15 protein-coding genes are annotated in these 20,506 nt (G+C 64.0%); 9 read left to right on the forward strand and 6 right to left on the reverse strand.

Translation table 11 applies throughout. The features are described from left to right. Nucleotides 1-14: 14 nt before the first annotated feature. On the reverse strand, nucleotides 15-656 hold the full coding sequence (locus tag QTI33_RS31950) for a 4Fe-4S dicluster domain-containing protein (RefSeq protein WP_286510597.1): 642 nt from the start codon (nucleotides 654-656) through the stop codon (nucleotides 15-17). 88 nt (nucleotides 657-744) lie between these two features. On the opposite strand from QTI33_RS31950, the gene QTI33_RS31955 reads away from it, so the two are divergent. Beyond that, on the forward strand, nucleotides 745-2,196 hold the full coding sequence (locus QTI33_RS31955) for an anion permease (protein WP_286510598.1): 1,452 nt from the start codon (nucleotides 745-747) through the stop codon (nucleotides 2,194-2,196). Between the two features lie 64 nt (nucleotides 2,197-2,260). Here the strand turns inward: QTI33_RS31955 and QTI33_RS31960 are convergent, their stop codons facing one another. Further along, on the reverse strand, nucleotides 2,261-3,766 hold the full coding sequence (locus QTI33_RS31960; RefSeq protein WP_286510599.1) for a DASS family sodium-coupled anion symporter: 1,506 nt from the start codon (nucleotides 3,764-3,766) through the stop codon (nucleotides 2,261-2,263). 1,367 nt (nucleotides 3,767-5,133) lie between these two features. Between QTI33_RS31960 and QTI33_RS31970 the strand changes: the two genes are divergently transcribed. Continuing rightward, nucleotides 5,134-6,135, forward strand: coding sequence for a BamA/TamA family outer membrane protein (locus QTI33_RS31970; RefSeq protein ID WP_286510600.1), 1,002 nt, complete (start codon nucleotides 5,134-5,136; stop codon nucleotides 6,133-6,135). A 235-nt stretch (nucleotides 6,136-6,370) separates the two neighbouring features. Here QTI33_RS31970 and QTI33_RS31975 read toward each other — a convergent pair whose 3' ends face one another. Continuing rightward, nucleotides 6,371-6,934, reverse strand: a complete 564-nt coding sequence (locus QTI33_RS31975; protein WP_286510601.1) for a BPSL1445 family SYLF domain-containing lipoprotein — start codon at nucleotides 6,932-6,934, stop codon at nucleotides 6,371-6,373. A 418-nt stretch (nucleotides 6,935-7,352) separates the two neighbouring features. Between QTI33_RS31975 and QTI33_RS31980 the strand changes: the two genes are divergently transcribed. The 4 genes from QTI33_RS31980 (at nucleotide 7,353) to QTI33_RS31995 (ending at nucleotide 12,554) form a co-directional block, all read left to right on the forward strand. Continuing rightward, nucleotides 7,353-9,350, forward strand: a complete 1,998-nt coding sequence (locus QTI33_RS31980; protein WP_286510602.1) for a PAS domain-containing protein — start codon at nucleotides 7,353-7,355, stop codon at nucleotides 9,348-9,350. A gap of 100 nt (nucleotides 9,351-9,450) precedes the next feature. Next, nucleotides 9,451-9,759: a hypothetical protein gene (locus tag QTI33_RS31985; protein WP_286510603.1), complete on the forward strand. Its 309-nt coding sequence runs from the start codon at nucleotides 9,451-9,453 to the stop codon at nucleotides 9,757-9,759. A 613-nt stretch (nucleotides 9,760-10,372) separates the two neighbouring features. Then, complete coding sequence (locus QTI33_RS31990; protein WP_286510604.1) at nucleotides 10,373-11,626, forward strand: DUF3300 domain-containing protein; 1,254 nt, start codon at nucleotides 10,373-10,375, stop codon at nucleotides 11,624-11,626. Nucleotides 11,627-11,654: 28 nt separating this feature from the next. Next, a complete protein-coding gene (locus tag QTI33_RS31995; protein ID WP_353506368.1) occupies nucleotides 11,655-12,554 on the forward strand; it encodes a DUF2950 domain-containing protein in 900 nt (299 codons plus the stop codon). 45 nt (nucleotides 12,555-12,599) lie between these two features. On the opposite strand, the gene QTI33_RS32000 is transcribed toward QTI33_RS31995, so the two are convergent. Together QTI33_RS32000 and QTI33_RS32005 are read right to left on the reverse strand one after the other, a co-directional pair. Further along, nucleotides 12,600-15,068, reverse strand: a complete 2,469-nt coding sequence (locus tag QTI33_RS32000) for a glycogen/starch/alpha-glucan phosphorylase (RefSeq protein ID WP_286510606.1) — start codon at nucleotides 15,066-15,068, stop codon at nucleotides 12,600-12,602. Nucleotides 15,069-15,084: 16 nt separating this feature from the next. After that, entirely contained in the window at nucleotides 15,085-17,481 is a 2,397-nt protein-coding gene (locus QTI33_RS32005; RefSeq protein ID WP_286510607.1) for a phosphoketolase family protein, read from the reverse strand. A gap of 406 nt (nucleotides 17,482-17,887) precedes the next feature. Here QTI33_RS32005 and QTI33_RS32010 point away from each other — a divergent pair, with 406 nt between their 5' ends. From QTI33_RS32010 to QTI33_RS32020, 3 genes are all read left to right on the forward strand, one after another. Continuing rightward, a complete protein-coding gene (locus QTI33_RS32010; RefSeq protein WP_286510608.1) occupies nucleotides 17,888-18,073 on the forward strand; it encodes a hypothetical protein in 186 nt (61 codons plus the stop codon). A 143-nt stretch (nucleotides 18,074-18,216) separates the two neighbouring features. Beyond that, a complete protein-coding gene (locus QTI33_RS32015; protein ID WP_286510609.1) occupies nucleotides 18,217-18,774 on the forward strand; it encodes a hemerythrin domain-containing protein in 558 nt (185 codons plus the stop codon). Nucleotides 18,775-19,567: 793 nt separating this feature from the next. Next, on the forward strand, nucleotides 19,568-19,849 hold the full coding sequence (locus QTI33_RS32020; RefSeq protein WP_286510610.1) for a hypothetical protein: 282 nt from the start codon (nucleotides 19,568-19,570) through the stop codon (nucleotides 19,847-19,849). Between the two features lie 325 nt (nucleotides 19,850-20,174). Here the strand turns inward: QTI33_RS32020 and QTI33_RS32025 are convergent, their stop codons facing one another. Continuing rightward, nucleotides 20,175-20,495 carry a hypothetical protein gene (locus QTI33_RS32025; protein ID WP_286510611.1) on the reverse strand — a complete coding sequence of 107 codons (321 nt, stop codon included), beginning with the start codon at nucleotides 20,493-20,495 and terminating at the stop codon, nucleotides 20,175-20,177. Nucleotides 20,496-20,506 lie beyond the last annotated feature (11 nt).

Raw genomic sequence — 20,506 nt, forward strand, 5'->3', positions numbered from 1 at the left:
GACTGCCAAACCCGTCAGTCGGCAGGCCGCCGCGCACCTGGTGCGCCGAAGTCGATCGACATCTCACCCCGCTCGATCTGCTCGATGCGTCGCATGACGTCGGCAGGTCGTAGGGAAGCACTTGCAATCAGGCGCCGGACGAACAAGCCGAGGTGGTTCGGGTCGATGTGCTCCGGGCACGCCAAGGTGCAGAGATTGCACATGACACACTCGTCGAAGACCTGCCCGGACGCTCCCAATTCACCCTCCACAGCGAGGTTCACGCCACGCTGCACGTCCAGGCCCTTGGGGCATGCCCGGTCGCAGCCGCCGCAGTGTCGGCAATGGGGCGCTTCGGGGAAGATCTCGAGGAGCTTGCGCGGCGCCTGCCAGCTGTCGGCGATGTCTTCGATCCGATAGACGTGGTGCGTCGAAGGCGTGAGGTAGTCGAGGAACGATACCTGCATGCCCTCCTCGACCAGGGTTTCGCACGCCAGTTCCGTTCCCACGTCCGGCCGGCCGGCGCGGCGGACCAGGACACGGCAGGAGCCGCACACGCCCTGTCCCATGCACCCGACGCCCTCGACGAGCGTCTCCCCGGCCTGCACGAAGGCCTGCAGGATGGAGCTGGTGGCCGGGGCGGCAATGGACCGGCCTTCAACGATGAGGCGTACCATCCGTCGGTCCTTCTCATCGGCCAGGTGGTCGCGGCGGCGATCCCTCCCATGGCGGATGAAATAAACGATAGCACAACGAGGAGGTTCCATGAGCACTTGGTGGAAGGCTCTTGCGCCCGTGGCCGTGGCGATCGCTATCGCGATCATTCCCGCACCGGACGGCTTGGGGCGGCATGCGTGGTACTACTTTGCGATCTTCGCTGGTGTGATCGTCGGACTCATGCTTGAGCCGCTGCCCGGAGCGGCAATCGGCCTCATTGCAGTCACGCTCGTTACCGTCCTGTCCGAATGGGTATTCTTCAGCCCGGCAGAGTTGGCCCGGCCGGGCTTCAACGCCGCCAATGCCTCGTTGGCCTGGGCATTGTCCGGCTTCGCCAATGGGACCGTGTGGCTGATTTTCGGCGCATTCATGTTTGCCCTGGGCTACGAAAAGACGGGCCTCGGCAAGCGCATCGCATTGCTGTTGGTGCGAGCCATGGGCCGCAGGACGCTCACCCTGGGCTATGCGATCGCAGCGGCGGACACACTTCTTGCGCCCTTCACGCCATCGAACACGGCGCGCAGTGGCGGCACGATCTTCCCTGTCATCCGGAATCTGCCACCGCTCTACCAATCCATGCCGAACGATCCCTCCGCACGACGCATCGGCTCTTACCTCATGTGGACTGCGATCGCGACCACTTGCGTGACGAGCTCGATGTTTCTCACCGCATTGGCGCCCAACCTGCTCGCGGTTGAATTGGCAAAGAAGGCGGTGAACGTGGAGATCGGGTGGATGCGGTGGTTTCTGGCCTTTGCGCCGGCGGGCATTCTGATGCTGCTGGCTGTGCCCTTGCTCACCTACTTCCTGTACCCGCCAGAAGTGAAGGAGGGAAAGGAAGTTCCCGCATGGGCGGCGAAGGAACTGCTCAAGATGGGACAGCTCTCTTCGCGCGAAATCATTCTGGGTGTTCTTGTTCTGGTGGCCCTCGCTCTGTGGATCTTTGGCGGCGAGTTCGTGAACGCAACGACGGCGGCGCTAGTCGTCATCTCGCTGATGCTGCTTGCGAGAGTGATCACTTGGGAAGACATGCTGACGAACAAGCAAGCGTGGAACACCTTTGCATGGTTTGCCACTCTGGTAGCCCTGGCGGACGGTCTCGGCCGAACGGGCTTCGTCAAGTGGTTTGCCGACGTCATCGCAGTCCATATGGTTGGATTCTCCCCCCCAGTCGCAGCCGTCGTCTTAGTGCTGATCTTCTTTTTCTCGCACTACATGTTCGCCAGCGTCACCGCCCACACCACGGCCATGCTTCCTGTCATGCTGGCAGTGGGTTCGAGCGTTCCCGGCATGCCCATGGAGCCATTCACGCTGATGCTGGTACTCACTTTAGGCATCATGGGGATCCTCACACCCTATGGCACCGGACCCAGCCCGGTGTACTACGGTAGTGGCTACCTACCCGCTGGCGACTACTGGAGGCTCGGGGCGCTTTTCGGCGTTGTTTATATCGTCTTGTTCTTGGCGATCAACGTGTTGCCCCGTGTGCTCTGGTTGTAGCTTCTCACCACGCTGCAAAAAGGGCTCTCCTCCGATCGAAGGCCCATTGTCCTGTCCGGCCCGTTCACCAGAAACCCAGAACCTTCCACCAGACGCTTCCCGCCACCGCAAAGACCAGCAGGTTCACCACGCACATCACGAAACCGACCCGCCACCAGGTCCCCATCGAGACGAAGCCGCTGCCGAAGATGATCGGCGAGGTGCCCGTCGCGTAGTGCGTCAGCGTCATCATGATCGACGAGCCGGCTGCCATCATCAGCATGAAGGGCACGACGAACTCCGGCGGAATCAGTCGGACCCCGACTGTCAGGAAGGCGAGCATCATCGCACTGATGTGCGCCGTCGTGCTGGCGAACAGGTAGTGTGAAAAGACGAAGACCAGCACCAGGATCGCGGCGGTGCCGCCCCAGCCGACGCCGCTGGCCTCGATGGCTTTGCTCATGCCCGCCGAGAACCACGTGATCACGCCTTGCTTGTTCAGTTGCTCAGCCAGCATGATCAGCGCACCGAACCAGATCAACGTGTCCCAAGCGCTCTTTTCTGACAGCACGTCGTCCCAGTCGATGGTGCCGGTGATGATCAGCACGAACAGCCCGACGAAGGCGACCACCGTTGGATCCAGCTTGAAGGCCGGACCGAACAACAGGGCCGGCACGTCGGCCCACAGCAGCAGCAGCAGCAGGAAGGTCCCCAGCATGACTTTTTCCTTCGGCGACACGGGGCCCATCTTGGCCATTTCGTCGTGCGCGTACTGCACCGCATTGGGCGTGGCCTTGAGCTGCGGAGGCGCCAACAGATAGATGACCAGCGGCATTAGCAGCATGCATAGCAGGCCAGGCAGCAACATGCACAGCGCCCAACTCGTCCAGTTCAGGTGCAGGCTCTGGTTCGTCGCCTTGGCAATGTAGTCCACCACCAGCGGATTCGGGGCGGTGGCGGTCACGAACATCGCCGAGGTGATCGGGTTGGAGTGGTAGTTGACCAGTGCCAGGTAGGTGCCGACCTTGCCCTCGGTGCCCCTGGCCGGGTCCGAGTCGAAAGTGTTGGCGATCGATTTCATGATCGGATGCACGATGCCACCACCACGCGCGGTATTGCTCGGCGTGAACGGCGCCAATACGAGTTCGCAGATGGACAACCCGTAGCCGACGCCAATCGTGCGTTTCCCCATCAGGGAGATGAACATCAAGCCGATGCGTGTGCCCAGGCCGGTCTTCTTCAAGCCGCGGGAGATCAGGATGGCCACCACGATCAACCAGATGAGCGGACTGTCGAACGCGGTCAGCGCATCTTCGATCGCCCCTTTGGACGAGGTTGCCGTCACCTGTGAAAGTGAGAGGACCACGATGGCCATCAACGCCATGACGCCGATCGGCATGACCTTGAGAATGATCGCGACGATGGTTGTCAGGAAGATGGCCACCAAGCCCCACGCCTTGGGCTGCAGCCCCTCTGGCACGGGCCAGAGCAGCAGGGTGGCAAGGACCACTGTCGTAACCACCGCTGGCCCCAACCGGAACGGGACCACGCTGTTGAAATAACGAAACGCCGCCTTCAAACTGGTGAGCATCGCGCAATCCTTTCCGGATGATTTGGGCGCATTCGACGGGGCGCCTGGACGACCGTTGCGAATGATGCACGCCCGCAATGTGTTTCGGATGCGGGGCCTTGTCAATGAGACGCCGGTTGTTGCGCGGGGCCTGCCGGCTACTGCGCGGGCGAGATGTATCGGCTAGTGGTCAAAGCGGGAGCCTCGGAGCGGCCTTCGAATTCGGCCCACGCTGAGAGCCCAATAGACAGTAGCGCGTCATGCCCAACCCGCTCATGAACTTCGCTCCCACCATGATCTACAACTCGGACTGGCGCTTCGGCGAACGCCCCGCCGGAGCGGGAGTCATGGCGATGTCCGAAGCTCCATCAAATCAAGGGCCGAGTTCGGCTCGCCGGGCACCATGTCGTCACCCGGACGTTCGCATGTGGAGAGAATGTCTCAAGGCATGCCGTCAGCCTCATTTCGTCGAATGGACTCGGCTTCAGCGACGTTCGAGACGTGCCCTGAAACGCCGCGGGAAAGCGATGTCGTTGCCGCTCCCCTTCGCCTGCCGCAGATCGTCGGGCAGGCGGCTCCGTTTAGATTAAGGCCATTTTGGCGCTCCGTGTGCGCGAGCTTGCCCTCGTCAACCGCGGGATCGAAGGCAAGTTGCGGCTGGGACCTCGTCGGTCTCAAGGTTCGAGACATCTGCCAGAGCGACGGGGTGGCAACTCGCGCTGTTGTGATGCGACACTAAACGCAGCGCCCCTTCCAATTCGAGATCATGCCGGTAACGCGCGAAGGGCCGTACTCTGCGCGATCAAGACCACGTTCCTCAACCCGCGCCCTCGCATTCCACGCGGCGAAGCCAAGGCGCGTTGCCAACGAAGATCGTACATCCCGTGGGCCGAGAGATCAGTCGATGCCACCGAGGCGGCCAGCTATAACTTAGATGCGACTGCCCCGCGCGTCCCTGGTCAGGCCCCGCCAGTGTGTCGCAGTCCGTAGATCGCCAAGGTTGCATGTGAAAAGCCCATGATCCTGAGCGTCAGCGGTCCAAATACGTCCATCCCAGTGTGCGAAACATCTAAAGGCCGTATGGAGCAGTTCGTATGTCCCTGACCGCTGCGGTGAGTTGCGCAACGGCACCCAAGGTCCCAGCTTGATTGGTTCATGTCGCATAGGGCCATGCTACCGCGCTCAGGAGGGCGGAGCCCTCCTGAGCGGGTTGCTCGCGCAAGTAGTTCCGATCGTCTCAGCAAGAGTCAGCCGCAGCTCCCGTCGTCGGGATCAGCAGCTCTTGGGTCGTTCTGATGCCAGCCGAGAATTCGAATCTCGACGCTTTGGCACTGCTCGGTTCAAATGAGGATTCGTCGCGACGTTTCCACACCCCGTCTGGACATTCAATGATGCGTTTGCTGCCGCACGCCCTGCTTTCTGCACTTGCCATGGTCGCTTCGGCGGAAGTCGCCGCTCAGGCCTCGCCCGATCCTCTGCGCGATAAGGGTGCGCCAACTTCAGAGACCATGAAAGAGCCCGCGCCACGAGATCGCGAACGGTTCTTCGATCCCGAGGATGGCACCTTCGACCTGAGCAGCTTCCTCGAGAATCCCCATGGTTTCCTGCCGATCCCGATCGTCGTGACGGAGCCGGCCGTCGGCTATGGCGGCGGCGCCGCCGGCATGTTCCTGCGGCCACGCAAGGAAGCGGGTGAGGAAGGTTGGGCGCGCCCCGACATCTCGGGCATCGGGGCATTCGCCACCGAGAACGGGACGAAAGGTGCGTTCGCGGGGGACGCCAGCCGCTGGATGGACGGGCGCCTGCGCACGCTGGTCGGCGCCGCGACCGGACAGGTCAACCTCGACTTCTACGGCCTGGGCCCCGGCTTGCCATCGTTGGACCAGAAGGTGCGCTACTCGCTGCAGTTCGCAGGCGCCGTCGCACAGGTCAATTGGCAGCTCGCGCCGAAGTCGCCGTGGGCGATCGGCATGCGCTACGTCTTTGCCGACGTCGACCCGAAGCTGCGCGAGGGGCCCCAGCCTGCCGGTCCGGCAGACAGTGTCCGCGTGAAGATCTCCGCGCCGACCGCCATCCTCGAGTACGACACGCGGGACAACATCTTCACGCCCACGCGCGGCATCTATGCCGAAACGTCCTGGCTGGCTTCACGCGAGGCCTTGGGCTCGACCGATGACTTCGAGCGCTTCCAGCAGATCGTGATGGGCTGGCAGCCATTGGCACGTGGCGTCACGTTGGGCGTGCGGGGAAGCTATGCCTGGTCGTCCGACGGCACCCCCTTCTTCTTGCGGCCGTTCGTCCAACTGCGTGGCGTCCCCGCGATGCGCTACCAGGGCGACCAGGTGGCCTCCCTCGAAGTGGAGGGGCGTTGGCGTTTCTTTGGCCGCTAGAGCGGTGTCTTGTTCGGCGGGGGTGGGACAACACGCACCACCGGCGAGAATTTTTCCGCCACGCAGAACGTGGGCAGCGGCGGTTTCGGCTTCCGCTACGAGCTGGCACGCAAGTTCGGTCTGGATGTGGGCATCGACGTGGCTCGCAGCCCAGGCACCACGGCGGTGTATCTGGTAGTAGGAAATAGCTGGTTCCGCCCATGACCGAGCGACGGAGAGAGCCGTCTTGGGCGAATCAAAAGTCGAGCTTGTTGACCTTGGTGCCGTCGAGACTGAGGTTGGCCATCAGGCCCGCGTTGCTGAGCGCATATCCCACGACGGGTTGCTGCATGGTCTGCGTATCGACTGCAGCCGAAGCGCCAATCTTCAGCATGGTGACCGAAGCATCCGCGCCCGCCGTCCAGCCCCTGCTCGTGCGGAACTTGTCCAGCGATTCCTGAGTCATGAAGAGCACGAAGACCGCCTTGGAGTCCGCCCCGGCCAGCAAGCCGACCGATGCCGCCGTGGTGCTGTAGTAGCTATCGGTCTTGCCACCCACGCGCAATGCGCCCTGCCCGTAGGAGCCGCCCACCCCCAGCCCGGCCGAAACCACCGCCGGAAACACCAGCACGCCCTTCGCCTTGCCCGTCATTTCGCGCGAGCCCGGCGCCTGAGCGTAGAGCTTGGAAAGTGCGGCATCGACCGACGCATCGATGCTGGCTCGCTTCGCCGCCGGGTCAGCCCCGGTCTTTGAGGTGGTAGTACACCCCGTTGCGAAAGCGGCCAGAAGTACCGTGGCCAGGAACGATCGCTTGTCCATGTTCACTACCTCTGCAGTTGCCTAGTCAAAGCATTGTGCACGCCGAAGTGCAATGGCTCAAGGGTTGGACGGCTTCGTGACGCCGTCGATTCCATGGCCCCCGTTCAAGTCCGATTCAGCTTTCCTGGTGATAGTTTCGCTGTTTTTTTGGGCCGCGGCCTGGGCTGAAGAGGGCCAGCGAGGCTCAGTCGGAACCGAGCGCCCAGATCCCATGGGGAGGTCTTTTTGGCGCGCATGCTCGTTGAAGTTGTGTTCCCTGATGTCGGAGACGTCCCGCGAATTCAGCCCTTCCTCATCCCCCTCCCTCATGGAGGGGCCAGACGCCGTGTCTCGCAAATATGCTTAGCGTTTCGTCTCCATCCGACCTATGAGTACACACGCCGTCCTGGACACGCACTTCCCTCGAGGCGGCGGACGCATGGGCGCCCTGATGCGTAGTCACGACTGGTCCGATTCGCCTCTCGGGCAACCGGAACAGTGGCCTCAAGCATTGCGCACGGTCGTCGACCTGCTTTTGCAGTCCCAGTTCCCCATGTTTGTCGCCTGGGGCGAGGAACTCGGCTTCATCTACAACGATTCCTACGCCGAGATCCTGGGCGCGAAGCACCCACGGGCGCTGGGCCGGCGCTTCAAGGACATCTGGACAGAAATCTGGACGGACATCGCTCCGCTGATCGATGCGGCCATGAGCGGAAATGCCAGTTTTCACGAAGACCTGCCGCTGGTGATGAACCGCAAGGGCTACGACGAGCAGACCTGGTTCACCTTCTCCTATTCGCCCGTGCACGACGACAGCGGCAAGGTCGCCGGCATGTTCTGCGCCGTCTGCGAAAGCACCGGCCGGGTGCTGGCCGAACGCGCGCTTCGCGAACTCAACGAGACGCTTGAACGGCGTGTGAGCGCGTCGCTGGCCGAGCGCAAGCTCCTGGCCGACATCGTCGAAGGCATGAACGCCTTTGTCCAGGTGGCCGATCTCGAGTACCGCTGGCTCGCGATCAACCAAGCGGCGGCAAACGAGTTCGAACGCATATTCGGCGTACGGCCCCGCGTCGGATCCAGCATGCTCGAGTTGCTCGCATCGCAACCAGAGCATCAGGCGGCAGTCAGGGCTGTGTGGTCGCGGGCCCTTGCGGGTGAGGAGTTCGTAGAGATTGCGGAGTTCGGCGATCCTGACCGGGATCGCCGGTCCTACGAGATGCGCTACAACATCTTGCTGGGTGCCGACGGGCAACAGATAGGGGCGTACCAATTTGTCTATGACGTCACCGAGCGCGTCCGGGACCAAGAGCGGCTACGCCTGGCTCAGGACATGCTTCGGCAGTCGCAAAAAATGGAATCGCTCGGCCAATTGACGGGCGGCGTCGCTCACGACTTTAACAACCTGCTTGCCGTCTTTGCCAATGGTCTTCAAGTGCTAGAACGCGATGTATCCGCAGAGCAGCGGCAGCGGGTATATGCCAGCCTGCGCCGTGCCGTCGCACGCGGAAGCGGATTGACGCGCCAGCTCCTGTCCTTCTCACGCAGACGCACGCCCAATCTTGAGACGATCGACCTGGCTGCGCACCTGGCGCTCACGCGCGACCTGGTGACGAGATCTCTGCGCGGTGACATCGCAGTCGAGATGGAACTCGCCCCTGACCTTTGGCCGGTCGAGGTCGATGCTGGAGAACTGGAGTTGGCCATACTGAACCTGTGCGTGAATGCGCGGGATGCCATGCCCGTTGGTGGCGCGATCAGGATCACCGCGAACAACGTATCCGAAGTGGGCGAGGACGGCGGTTTCGCAAATTTCGTTCGGCTATCGGTGGAGGACAAAGGCTGCGGCATGTCCCCCGAAGTCCAGTCCCATGTGTTCGAGCCCTTCTTCACCACGAAGGACGTCGGCAAAGGCTCGGGCTTGGGTTTGCCACAGGTGTATGGTTTCGTGCAGCAGTCAGGAGGCCGGCTCACGCTCGACAGCCGCGTCGGCGTCGGCACCGTCGTCACCTTGCTCTTGCCCCGCTCGCTGCAGCGACCCGTGGTGGCGGTCGATGCCGCAAGCGGAGCCGATCCTCGGAAGGCGCTTGGCCGCGGCCATGTCCTGCTCGTGGAAGATGACGTCGAAGTAGCGGCGTTGACACGCGAGATGCTCAGCGAACTGGGTTTCACGATCCTCCACGCGGCCAGTTCGACCGCTGCCCTGGGGGCGCTGGCCAACGCGCGAGACATCGACATCGTCCTCGCGGACCTGATGCTCCCGGGCGGTATGGGCGGTCTGGAACTGGTCCGCGAGATCAGGCGTCGACGGCCTGGATTGCCTATCGTTCTGACGACAGGCAATCCGGAAGCAACCGCGGGGCCGGGGAGTGGCGAGTTCGCGTTGCTTCTCAAGCCCTACACCCTCGATGAGCTCTGGGGGGCGTTGAGCGTTCGATAGTTGACTGGGCAAGGCCATGTGGCTCCCTCCATGGCGACGCACGCGCCATCGTCATGGAACGAGTCTTGACGTGGTGGGGACAGAACCCACACCGCGGCACATGTTCAGCACATCGCCATGGGACGACCCGATGTTTCTCGCGCGCGCAAATTTGGAACCAGCTTGTATGAATTTGGACCATGGCAGTAGTCTCGAGTACCGCGGGTGGCTGATCCGGTTGGAAGCAACTCCTGAAGACGAGTCGATCTCTGGGCTCGCTGATCTCTCCCGGTTGGGCAATCACAGTTTCCGAGTCGTGCTGATGTCGTCGCGCGTAGACGGACCCGGCGCCAGCCTCGCGCTGTATGCGCAGGCGCGGGACTTCATTGATCAATGGTACGGCTGTCCTGGCGAGGATGCGGCAGCGTAGACACACCAGAAACCCCTTTTGAACTAACTTTCCTGCGAATGGCAACAGGTCTCATGGTTGGCATCCTCGATACAGTTTAGGGCGGTCTCCGGCGCTGGTAGGGGAGGCCAAGGCACCGCTTTTTCGATTGAGCGGATTCCCCGATGCCGGCGACCGCCCTCCTGATGGTTCTGGAATCCACAAGACTGCCGCGCGTCAAGTAGGGCGTGCAACAGCAGGCGCATCATTGATTGTGCAGGGGCATGGGTGATCTCTTGCGACGAAAGGCCCCGCTGGAACCGAGTGCGGCCAAGCCGTCGAGACGTCAGACCTCGACGGCAGTGAGTTCCGGAGGTACAACGCGTCATTGGGCGGACGCGCCCGACGACGAGGAGATCTGGACATGAGGATTGGACTGGTTGACGCCCTCGAGCCGCGCGCCAAGCTGGCACCCCCTGAGGGGGCCGCCCGCGTGGGCGACTCTCCCCCGCATTTGCTGACCTCCGCGCTCGCGCTCGCCATGCTTCTCGGTGGATGCGTCTACCCAGTTCCTGTGGCGGTGCAGCAACCGGCGCGCGTCACTACGACGACCACAACCACCACAACGCCCAGACCGGCGACCTCCGCCGCCACGGTGCCTACGGCGCCGGCGGCAGACGGCACCTTCAATCAGGCCCAGATCGACCAGTTGATGGCGCCCATCGCGCTGTATCCGGACTCGCTGCTGTCGCAGGTGCTGATGGCGTCGACCTACCCGGCCGACGTGGCCGAGGCCGCGAAGTGGTCGAAGGCGAATCCCCAGCAATCCGGCGACGCCGCCGTGCGCGCGGTCGAGAACCAACCCTGGGACCCCAGCGTGAAATCGCTAGCGGCCTTCCCGCAGGTGCTGCAGGGCATGGGCGACAAGCCGGACTGGGTACAGAACCTGGGCGACGCCTTCCTCGCATCATCGAAAGACGTGCTCGACTCCGCCCAGCGGCTGCGGGCCCGGGCGCGCGACAGCGGCAACCTGAAGTCGACCGAGCAGCAGACCGTGACCGTCCAGCAAGAGGCGATCACCATCGAGCCCGCCAGTCCGGAGACAGTCTACGTGCCGCTCTACAACCCGGCGGTGGTGTACGGCACCTGGCCCTATCCGGCCTACCCGCCGTACTACTGGTATCCGTCGGCGATGTATTACCCCGGCTACTATCCCGGCGCCGCGCTGGCCTCGGGCATCGCCTTCGGAATCGGCGTGGCGGCCGTGGGCGCGCTCTGGGGCAACTGCAACTGGGGCGGCGGCGACATCAACATCAACACGAACCGCTACAACAGCATCAACACCAACCGGCAAATCAGCGCCAATCAAAATCGCTTCCAGCACAACGCCCAGAACCGGCGCGGCGTGCCCTACCGCGACAGCCGCAGCCAGCAGCAGTTCGGCAAGAACGTGCCGGGGGCGGAGAACCGCGCCGATTTCCGCGGTCGCGACGCACAGCGGCAACAGGCGCAGTCCGCGTTGCAGCAGCGCGGCATGGACCCGGGCGCCGGCCGCGCGGAACTGCGCAACGATCCGGCCGCGCGGCAGCGCGCCGACGCAGCCGCGCGGGGCCAGGGAGGATTCGGTGGCAATGACGGGCTGTCGCGCGTCGGCGCGCAAGGCGGCGCACGCGGTGACAACGCCTTCAGCGGCGCGGGCAACGCCGGCCAGGCGCGACAGCAGATCGACCGCGGCAACGCCAGCCGGCAGATGTCGCAGCCGTCGGGCGGGCGCGGCGGCTACGGCGGCGGTGGCTACAGTGGCGGCGGCAGTCGCGGCGGTTACAGCGGTGGCTACGGCGGGGGCTATGGAGGAGGGCGCGGAGGCGGCCGCGGAGGAGGCGGGCGCGGCGGTGGCGGACGCCGATAGACCAAGAAATACAGGAGTAGTCATGCCCATGCCCATGCCCCTCTGCCGATCCGCTGCCCGCCTGGCCACTGCCGCGGTGCTCGCCGTCGCCACCCTTCTCGTTCCCGGACCCGCCGGAGCGCAGCAGGCGTATCCCAGTGCCGAGGCGGCTGCGCAGGCCTTCCACGACGCGGTGGCCGGCGACGACGACGCCGCACTGCGCAAGGTGCTCGGCGCCGACTGGAAGCGCTTCCTGCCGACCGACGACATCGGCCGCGCCGAGCAGCAAGCCTTCCTGGCCGCCTGGGGCCAGGCCCACAAGGTCGTCCCGGACGGCCAGGCCAAGGCCGTGCTGGCCGTCGGCGACGGCGGCTGGACATTGCCCATTCCCCTGGTGATGAAGGGCGGCAGTTGGCGCTTCGATCCCCGCGCGGGCGCCGACGAGATGCGCACCCGGCGCGTCGGCCGCAACGAACTGGCCACCATGCAGGCGGTGCTGGCCTACTTCGATGCCCAGAAGGAATATGCGCAGCGCGACCGCGACGGCGACGGTGTGCTCTCGTACGCACGCAAGTTCATGAGCTCACCGGGCAAGCGCGACGGCCTGTACTGGCCTAACGACGCGCAGGGCGAGAGTCCTCTGGGGCCGCAGTTCGGCGGCGTGAAGCCGGGCGAGGGGTATCACGGCTATCACTACAAGATCCTGATGGCCCAGGGCAAGGATGCACCAGGCGGCGCCTACGACTACGTCATCGGCAACCGCATGCGCGCCGGCTTCGCCCTGGTCGCCTGGCCGATCCGGTACGGGGATACCGGCGTGACCAGCTTCATGGTCAGTCACGACGGCGTGCTCTACCAGAAGGACCTGGGACCGAATGGCGCGGCGATCGCGCGGGAAATGAAGGTCTTCAATCCGGATCCGACTTGGAGCAAAGTGGAAGTGCCTTGAGCGGGCGGCAGACAACCGAATCTTCCAGCAGATCGTCAGGAGCGCTCACGCCCAGATGCGCTCGCCGTACTCGCGGATCGCCCGATCGGACGAGAACTTACCGGATCGAGCCGTATTGAGAATCGACATGCGTGTCCAGCGCGCCGGGTCCTGCCAGGCGGCGTCGACGCGCATCTGGCATGCCATGTAGTCGGCGAAGTCGGCGAGCACCAAGAAGTGGTCCCATTGCATCAGGTTCTCCACCAGCGGGCGGAACACCTCGCGGTCGCCGCGTGAGAAATGGCCCGAGGCGATAAGGTCCAAGGCGTCGCGCAGTTCGTCGTTCGCTGCCGCGTACTCCGCCGGGCGATAGCTCTCGCGCTGGAGACGCTGCACCTCGTCCGCACGCAGCCCGAAAAGAAAGAAATTCTCCGCGCCCGCCTCCTCACGGATCTCGACATTGGCCCCGTCCAGCGTGCCGATGGTCAATGCGCCGTTCATCATGAACTTCATGTTGCCGGTGCCCGATGCCTCCTTGCCGGCGGTCGAGATCTGCTCGGACAGATCCGCAGCCGGATAGATGTGATGGGCATTCGTGACATTGAAGTTCGGGAAGAAGACCACTTTCAGCCGTCCTTCCATGGCCGGATCGTCGTCGATTGTTTCTGCGATGCCGTTGATCAGTCGGATGATCAGCTTGGCCATCGCATAGCCCGGCGCCGCTTTGCCACCGAAGACGAAGCAGCGCGGCGCTAGGGCAAGCTGCGGATCGCGGCGCAAACGCTGGTACAGGGCAACGATGTACAGCGCATTCAGATGCTGGCGCTTGTACTCGTGGATGCGCTTGACCTGGATGTCGAAGAGCGCGCCAGGATCGACGACGATGCCGGTGGCGCCGCGAATGCGCAGCGCCAGCGTTTCCTTGCTCGCGCGCTTGATCTGGCGCCACCGCTCCTGGAAAGCCGCGTCGTCGGCCTGCGCCTCGAGACGCCGCAAACGGGTGAGGTCCGTCGCCCACCCCTCGCCCACCGTCTCGTCCAGCAGCCGCGCAAGGCCGGGGTTGCACAGGGTTAGGAAGCGCCGCGGCGTGACGCCGTTGGTGACGTTGTGGAAGCGGTCGGGCCAGAGCTCGGCAAAGTCCCGCAGCACGGTCTCTCGCAGCAGCGTCGAATGCAGGGCCGCGACGCCGTTGACGGCGTGACTGCCGACGGTCGCCAAATGTGCCATGCGGATGCGCCGGCTGCCGGACTCGTCGATCAGGGACATGCGGGCCACGCGCGATTCGTCGCCCGGCAGCCGCGCTCGGACCGTATCAAGGAAGCGGCGGTTGATCTCCAGGATGATCTCCAGAGGTCGCGGCAGAAGGCTTTGGAACAGCGGCAGCGGCCAGGTCTCCAGCGCCTCGGGCAGCAGCGTGTGGTTGGTGTAGGCCAGTGTGCGGCAGGTGATGTCCCAGGCCTGGTCCCACGGGAGCTCGCGCTCGTCCACCAGGAGCCGCATCAGCTCGGCGACCGCGATCGAAGGGTGGGTGTCGTTGAGCTGCGCCGCGAACACGTCGGCGAAGCGCTCGATCGGCTCGCCTTTGAGATCGAGCAGGCGCAGCATGTCCTGCAGCGAGCAGGACACGAAGAAGTACTGTTGGGCCAGGCGCAGGCGCTTGCCGATGTCGGGCTCGTCGTTCGGATAGAGCACCTTCGAGAGCGTCTCGGAAACCACCTTCTGCTCCACCGCACCGTAGTAGTCGCCGACATTGAAGTCGGCCAGGTCGAACGACTCGACGGCCTCACTCTTCCACAACCGCAGGGTGTTGCAGCGCTGGACCCGATAGCCCGACACCGGCGTGTCGCAGGCCACCCCTTTGACCTGCCTGGCCGCGATCCAGCGCACGCGATACCGCCCCTGCGCGTCGGTCGCGGATTCGGTATGCCCGCCGAAGCGAACGTAGAACGCGACATCCGGACGCACGATCTCCCAGGGGTTGCCCTGTTGCAGCCACTTGTCGGTTTCCTCGACCTGCCAGCCGTCGCGGATCGCCTGACGAAAGATGCCGAACTCGTAGCGGATTCCGTAGCCAATGGCCGTCTTCTCGAGCGTTGCGAGCGAGTCCATGTAGCAGGCCGCGAGCCGGCCGAGGCCGCCGTTGCCCAGGCCCGGCTCTTCCTCCAGGGCCATCACCGCATCCAGATCCTGCCCGAGCGCGCGCATGGCGGCACGCGCCTGCGCCTCGATGCCGAGGTTGATGAGGTTGTTGCCGAGCTGCGGCCCGATCAGGAATTCGGCGGAGAGATAGCACACGACCCGCGCGTCACGCACGCGATCGGTCTGCATCGTGTCGACCCAGCGCGCCAGCAGCCGGTCGCGCACGGTGTAGGCCAGCGCCATGTACCAGTCATGCGAGGTGGCAATGGCCGGAAAGCGCGCCTGCTGGCACACGAGGTTGTCCAGAACGTCGCGCTGCAGCGCGTCGGCATCCAGACCCCGTCGGGCGGCGCCGGCGCCGCCGTGGACCATGCTTGGGGTGGGGTCGGCGGGCATGTCTTGCTACCCCACCTCATCCCGGCCACACCCAGTTCGCGACCTCTTCGCGGTCGGTGCCGTGGGTGTGCGCGTAATTCAGGTTGTCGATGATGGCGTTCTTCATGTCTTCCCGCAGGTGCGCTGTGCGGCCTTGCAGGCCCGGCACGCGGTCGAGGACGTCGATTACGAGGTTGAAGCGGTCGACTTGGTTGAGAATGGCGAGCTCCATCGGCGTGTTGATGTTGCCCTTCTCCTTGTAGCCGCGCACGTGGAGGTGCTCGTGGTTGCAAAAGCGGTAGGCCAGCTTGTGGATCAGCCAGGGATAGCCGTGGAAGTTGAAGATCACCGGCTTGTCGCGCGTGAACAGGCTGTCGAATTCGCGATCGGTCGAACCGTGCGGATGCTCGCTGGCCGGCTGCATCCTGAACAGGTCCACCACATTCACGAAGCGCAGCTTGAGATCGGGCACCCGCTCCCGCAGGAGCGCCGTTGCCCCCAATGCCTCCTGCGTCGCGACGTCGCCGCACGAAGCCATCACCACGTCCGGCTCCTGCCCCTCGTCGCTGCTTGCGCGCTGCCAGATGCCGATGCCCTTGGCGCAGTGCGCGATCGCCTCGTCGATGGTCGTGAACTGCAGGTGCTTCTGCTTGTCCGCCACGATCACGTTGATGCAGTCGGTGGAGCGCAGGCAGGCGTCTGCCACCGCGAGCAGCGTGTTGGCATCCGGCGGAAGGTAGACGCGGGTGACCGACGGGCTCTTGTTGGTCACCAGGTCGATGAAGCCGGGGTCTTGGTGCGAGAAACCGTTGTGGTCCTGGCGCCAGACGGTGGACGACAAGAGAATGTTCTCCGACGCAACTGACGCGCGCCACGGCACATGGTTCTTGCAGATGTCCAGCCACTTCGCGTGCTGGTTGAACATCGAGTCGACGACGTGGGCGAAGGCCTCGTAGGTGTGGAAGAAGCCGTGACGGCCCGACAGCAGGTAGCCTTCCAGCCATCCCATCAAGGTGTGCTCGGACAGCATCTCCATCACGCGGCCGTCGCGGGCGAGCTCGCCGCCGTCCGCGTCCTCGGGCAGCAGGTCGGCCATCCACACCTTCTTGCTGACCTCGTAGACCGCCTGCAGACGGTTGGACGCGGTCTCGTCGGGGCCGAACAACCTGAAGCTGTTCATGTTGTTGCGCATCGTGTCGCGCAGGAATTCACCCAGCGGCCGGGTGTTCTCATGCAGCACCTTGCCGGCCTCGCGGACGTCCACTGCGTAGTCGCGGAAGTCGGGCAGCTTCAACGCCCGGCGCAGCAGGCCACCGTTGGCGATCGGATTGGCGCTCATGCGCCTCGGCCCCACGGGTGCGAGGGCCCTGAGCTCGGGGACCAGACGGCCGCCGGCATCAAACAGTGCCTCGGGCCCGTAGCCGTGCATCCAGCGCTCGAGGAGTTCCAGGCTCGCGGGGTTCTCGCGCACGTCCGAGAAAGGCACCTGGTGCGAGCGCCAGGAGCCTTCGACCTTGTGGCCCCGGATTTCCTTCGGTCCGCTCCAGCCCTTGGGCGTGCGCAGCACGATCATCGGCCAGCGGGGCCGCTCGGCGCGGCCGCTCACGCCCGCCTTCTCCCGGATGTCGCGCAGCTCGGCGAAGATCGCATCGAGCGTGCCGGCCATCTTCTGGTGCATCTCGGCGGGGTCCGATCCCTCGACGAAATAGGGCTTGTAGCCGTAGCCGACGAAGAGCGCCTCCAGCTCCTCGTGGCTGATTCGCGCGAGGATGGTCGGGTTGGCGATCTTGTAGCCGTTCAGGTTCAGGATCGGCAGCACGGCGCCGTCGCGCACCGGATTGATGAACTTGTTCGAATGCCAGGCGGTGGCGAGCGGACCGGTCTCGGCCTCGCCGTCGCCGACCACACAGGCCACCACGAGCTTGGGGTTGTCGAGCGCGGCACCGTAGGCATGCGAGAGGCTGTAGCCCAGTTCGCCGCCTTCGTGGATCGAACCCGGTGTCTCTGGCGTGACATGCGATCCGATGTGGCCCGGAAAGGAGAACTGCTTGAAGAACTTGCCCATGCCCTCCGCGTCCTCGCTCTTGTCCGGGTACACCTCCGAGTAGGTGCCTTCCAGGTAGGCGGGGCCGAGCACGCCCGGGGCGCCGTGCCCCGGACCGGCCATGAAGATCACGTTCTGGTCGTCGCGCTGGATGACGCGGTTCAGGTGTGCCCACACGAAGGAGAGAGCCGGGCTCGCGCCCCAGTGCCCGAGCAGGCGATGCTTGACGTGTTCCACCTTCAGCGGCTCGCGAAGCAGGGGGTTGTCGCGCAGGTAGATCATGCCGACCGAGAGGTAGTTGCACGCGCGCCACCAGGCGTCGATGCGTCGCAGTTCGTCCTTGTCCAGCGGGTTCTGCTGGGTGGCACGCGAAGAGGCTTGCTTGCTCATGTTGCGTCTCCTGTCCTGCAGGCCTCGGTCGCGTGTTGCGCCGGGGCGCGCTGCTTCGGCGCGATCCGGGCCCATTGGACCGCCTCTGCCAGCTGGGGTGAAATTGTCAGTCACGCCAGTCCGCGGCACAACTAGAGGCGTCGGATAAGTGCGTGCGTTGCATTTGGATACAAGCCGATAAGGGGCAGGCTTCCGCAGGACTCGCCAGTGAACGGAACGGCCAATCGGCGCGCACAATCGAGCATCTTCGCCGGTCGCCCCCTACTTGCTCACAATAGTCGGCTGCCGGTGATGCACGCTTCGTCGCCATGGACTTGGCGCTGGCTGCCAAGCTGGATGTGAAACTGTATCTTTGGTCAAGCGCCTGACTGGGCGCGTCGGGAGCCTCGTTATGGATCGGGCGACTGTGACTTCCGCCATCGGCGACATGCTTGCCGAGTTGGATCGCAAGCAAGACAGCATCTACGCGCAGGAAGCGAGGAGAGCACTGATTCGTGCTCGGCAACTGATCGAGACCAATCCGGACAGCTTGAATGACGAGGTGCTTATGAACGCGATGCTCCAATTGGTCATGTTCGGTATTCCCGGATAGGACGACCCCCAATGAAGCTGCGGTCGGATGCCGCAGCGATGGTCGTCGGATACAGCGAGCGATGCGCTGATACACATCGATGAATCGTTTGGCCAAGCGGCGGAGTGCTTTCAGGCGCATCAAATAATCGTCGGAGGTTCAACATGACCAGCCAGATCGCGCAATGGCATGACGAGCACGGGAACTTCTCCCTGCTCCTGAGCTTTCTTGAAGACCAAGTCGCCAGATTTCGAGACGGCGAGAGTCCGGACTACCACCTAATGCTCGAGATAGCCTCGTACCTGCGCGAGTTCGGGGATTCCTTTCATCATCCGCGCGAAGACGCCGCGTTCACAATCCTCGCGGCTCAGGATCCGCGGCTGCGGCTGGCGATCAACCGCCTACATCAGGATCATCGCGTCCTCGCCGCCGCGGGCGAAGAGTTGGTCGCGCGTCTGAACCAGGTCATCAGCCAGACCTATGTGCGGCGGGCGTCGGTGGAGGCGGCGGCCGCGCTGTACTTAGCCTACTACCGACATCACCTTGCCGCGGAAGAAAGACAGATCCTGCCGCATGCGCGATTGCTTCTGACGGCGCAGGACTGGGAGGTTGTGGCCAGAGCCGCGCCCTCGTGCCCGGACCCACTGTTCGGAAACACCTCGACGGGAATATATCCGCGGCTGGCCGGGATGATGGCAGCGTATGCGGCAGCGGGCGGCTGAGTCGGGGCCCAGGCTGCGGGCCACTTTAATTCTGGGCCCGGACGACCGGCTGCTCTAGCTCTAGCCAGGCGATCCGGACGTCCACAATTGCTCAGCCTCCCCCGCTCCTCAGTGTGGCCAGGGCATCACAAGGCCAAGGCGGCGCAGCGCCTGCCGGGCGGCGGCCAGTTCTGGCGTCTTGCCGACCTTGGTCTCGAAGTCGTCCAGTGTCGGGCTTCACCGCACCATTCGCAGAGCCGGGCATGTCCTCCTCGGAAATCACCTCGACGTCGGGCGCTGCTTTCTGCTCCGCGGCGCCGGGCGTGGTGTATCCGCCCTTGGACGATTTCGTCAGCAGGGTGCCGCGCTGGAAGAATCGGAACTTGGCGCCAACAGGCAACTCGCCGAATTGCATTCCCACATGCGAAGCCAGGCGTGCTCTGTGTGCGGCGACGGTCGTTCGTTCGTTCAGGGACAGATCGTCGTGTCGTTGAACAATTCCGGCAGCCACCGCCAGACTGTTGCGTTGGCGGCACGGTCGCCCAAGGGCAAGTCGGAGGCTATGGCCGCCAATGCCTTGGGCCGTTCGTCGATACCGGCTACTCCTCGGCACCTGGACGGCCGGATTCGGGCTGACAGCGTGAGTTCGGCGACTGGGCGTAAATGACGGCTACCGCTGCGGACCCTGCCGGACACCAGTCGATGCTGACGGTCTGAGATGGGCCCTAAGCCGAAGTTCGGCACTACCTGAAAGCGGGCGTTCATTGGCGTCAGGGTACAGTCCCTATGACAGCTCAAACTCAAGGACCATCGGATGCCGCAAGACCTCGACAAGCTTCTCGGCCAAGTGAAAGACGAAGCCTCGTTTCGCACATTTGTTGCGGCCTTGGCGGCCGACTTCGCAGAGGAACGCGAGATTGAAGCAGTCACGCCGAGCCGTCCCTACGGACCCGGTGCTCTGGGTTGGGAACACGGCACCATTGACGAATACCTGGGCGCGGCTGCCGCGTGCGGCGTCGCGGCCTTTGATGGCGACCTGAGCAACCCCTGGCTTCGTTGCGCAGCAATTCTGTACGGGGGCAAGGTCTACGAGTAGAAGTCGGACACCCGCTCTTGGCCATCTGTGGTCATAGACCGCGCATAGTGCCATTGCACTTTCCGCAGGGGCACGAATGCCTCCACGAAGTTGGCCTGTTCTCGCCCGCAAGGGTCAGCGGCTCAACCGAAATCTTGCCTTGGCAGAAAGCGCAACGTTGGTCGACCGGGTCCCCATATTGTGACTGCCCGAGCGCAATCAGAACTTCCTTGGCGCCCTTGCGAAGCGAAGGCACATCGAGACCCACAAGGTACTTGTCATAGTTCGTCATGCAGTTCCTAGGTCCGGTTCTGGCCGCATTCTGCCCGCCAAGGGCAGTGGCTTCTCAAGGTCTGTAGACCAGCCTGAAGATTTCAGAATAACGGTCGTCGCCCGTCTGCTCCCTCAAAACGCGGACATGGGGCATCAGGGATTCGTAGAGGTCGCGCACGTCCAGTGCATCCCGCGGCGACGGGCTCGCCTTCACAAGTCGCCTAGCTTCCTCGAATACGTCCTCCACGACCCGAGGTGCAAATGGCTCGTCGATGTCGAGTCGCTTTGCCATCAGTAGTGCGAACAAACGGTCAAACGAGCCGCCCTCCCTGTCGGCGACCGCGCGCATGATTCTGTCGCGCAGTTCCTTACTGAGCTGGGAATGGTGCGTCATCTGGTTCCGGC

This window comes from Variovorax davisae, from assembly GCF_030316845.1.
In the GTDB taxonomy this organism is placed as follows: Bacteria; Pseudomonadota; Gammaproteobacteria; order Burkholderiales; family Burkholderiaceae_C; genus Variovorax; species Variovorax davisae.

Excerpts from the sequence above, each read along its gene's own strand:
- QTI33_RS31950 (WP_286510597.1), bottom strand. The coding sequence starts at position 656 with ATGGTACGCCTCATCGTTGAAGGCCGGTCCATTGCCGCCCCGGCCACC.
- QTI33_RS31955 (WP_286510598.1), top strand. The coding sequence starts at position 745 with ATGAGCACTTGGTGGAAGGCTCTTGCGCCCGTGGCCGTGGCGATCGCT.
- QTI33_RS31960 (WP_286510599.1), bottom strand. The coding sequence starts at position 3,766 with ATGCTCACCAGTTTGAAGGCGGCGTTTCGTTATTTCAACAGCGTGGTC.
- QTI33_RS31970 (WP_286510600.1), top strand. The coding sequence starts at position 5,134 with ATGATGCGTTTGCTGCCGCACGCCCTGCTTTCTGCACTTGCCATGGTC.
- QTI33_RS31975 (WP_286510601.1), bottom strand. The coding sequence starts at position 6,934 with ATGGACAAGCGATCGTTCCTGGCCACGGTACTTCTGGCCGCTTTCGCA.
- QTI33_RS31980 (WP_286510602.1), top strand. The coding sequence starts at position 7,353 with ATGGGCGCCCTGATGCGTAGTCACGACTGGTCCGATTCGCCTCTCGGG.
- QTI33_RS31985 (WP_286510603.1), top strand. The coding sequence starts at position 9,451 with ATGTTCAGCACATCGCCATGGGACGACCCGATGTTTCTCGCGCGCGCA.
- QTI33_RS31995 (WP_353506368.1), top strand. The coding sequence starts at position 11,655 with ATGCCCATGCCCCTCTGCCGATCCGCTGCCCGCCTGGCCACTGCCGCG.
- QTI33_RS32000 (WP_286510606.1), bottom strand. The coding sequence starts at position 15,068 with ATGCCCGCCGACCCCACCCCAAGCATGGTCCACGGCGGCGCCGGCGCC.
- QTI33_RS32005 (WP_286510607.1), bottom strand. The coding sequence starts at position 17,481 with ATGAGCAAGCAAGCCTCTTCGCGTGCCACCCAGCAGAACCCGCTGGAC.
- QTI33_RS32015 (WP_286510609.1), top strand. The coding sequence starts at position 18,217 with ATGACCAGCCAGATCGCGCAATGGCATGACGAGCACGGGAACTTCTCC.
- QTI33_RS32020 (WP_286510610.1), top strand. The coding sequence starts at position 19,568 with ATGCCGCAAGACCTCGACAAGCTTCTCGGCCAAGTGAAAGACGAAGCC.
- QTI33_RS32025 (WP_286510611.1), bottom strand. The coding sequence starts at position 20,495 with ATGACGCACCATTCCCAGCTCAGTAAGGAACTGCGCGACAGAATCATG.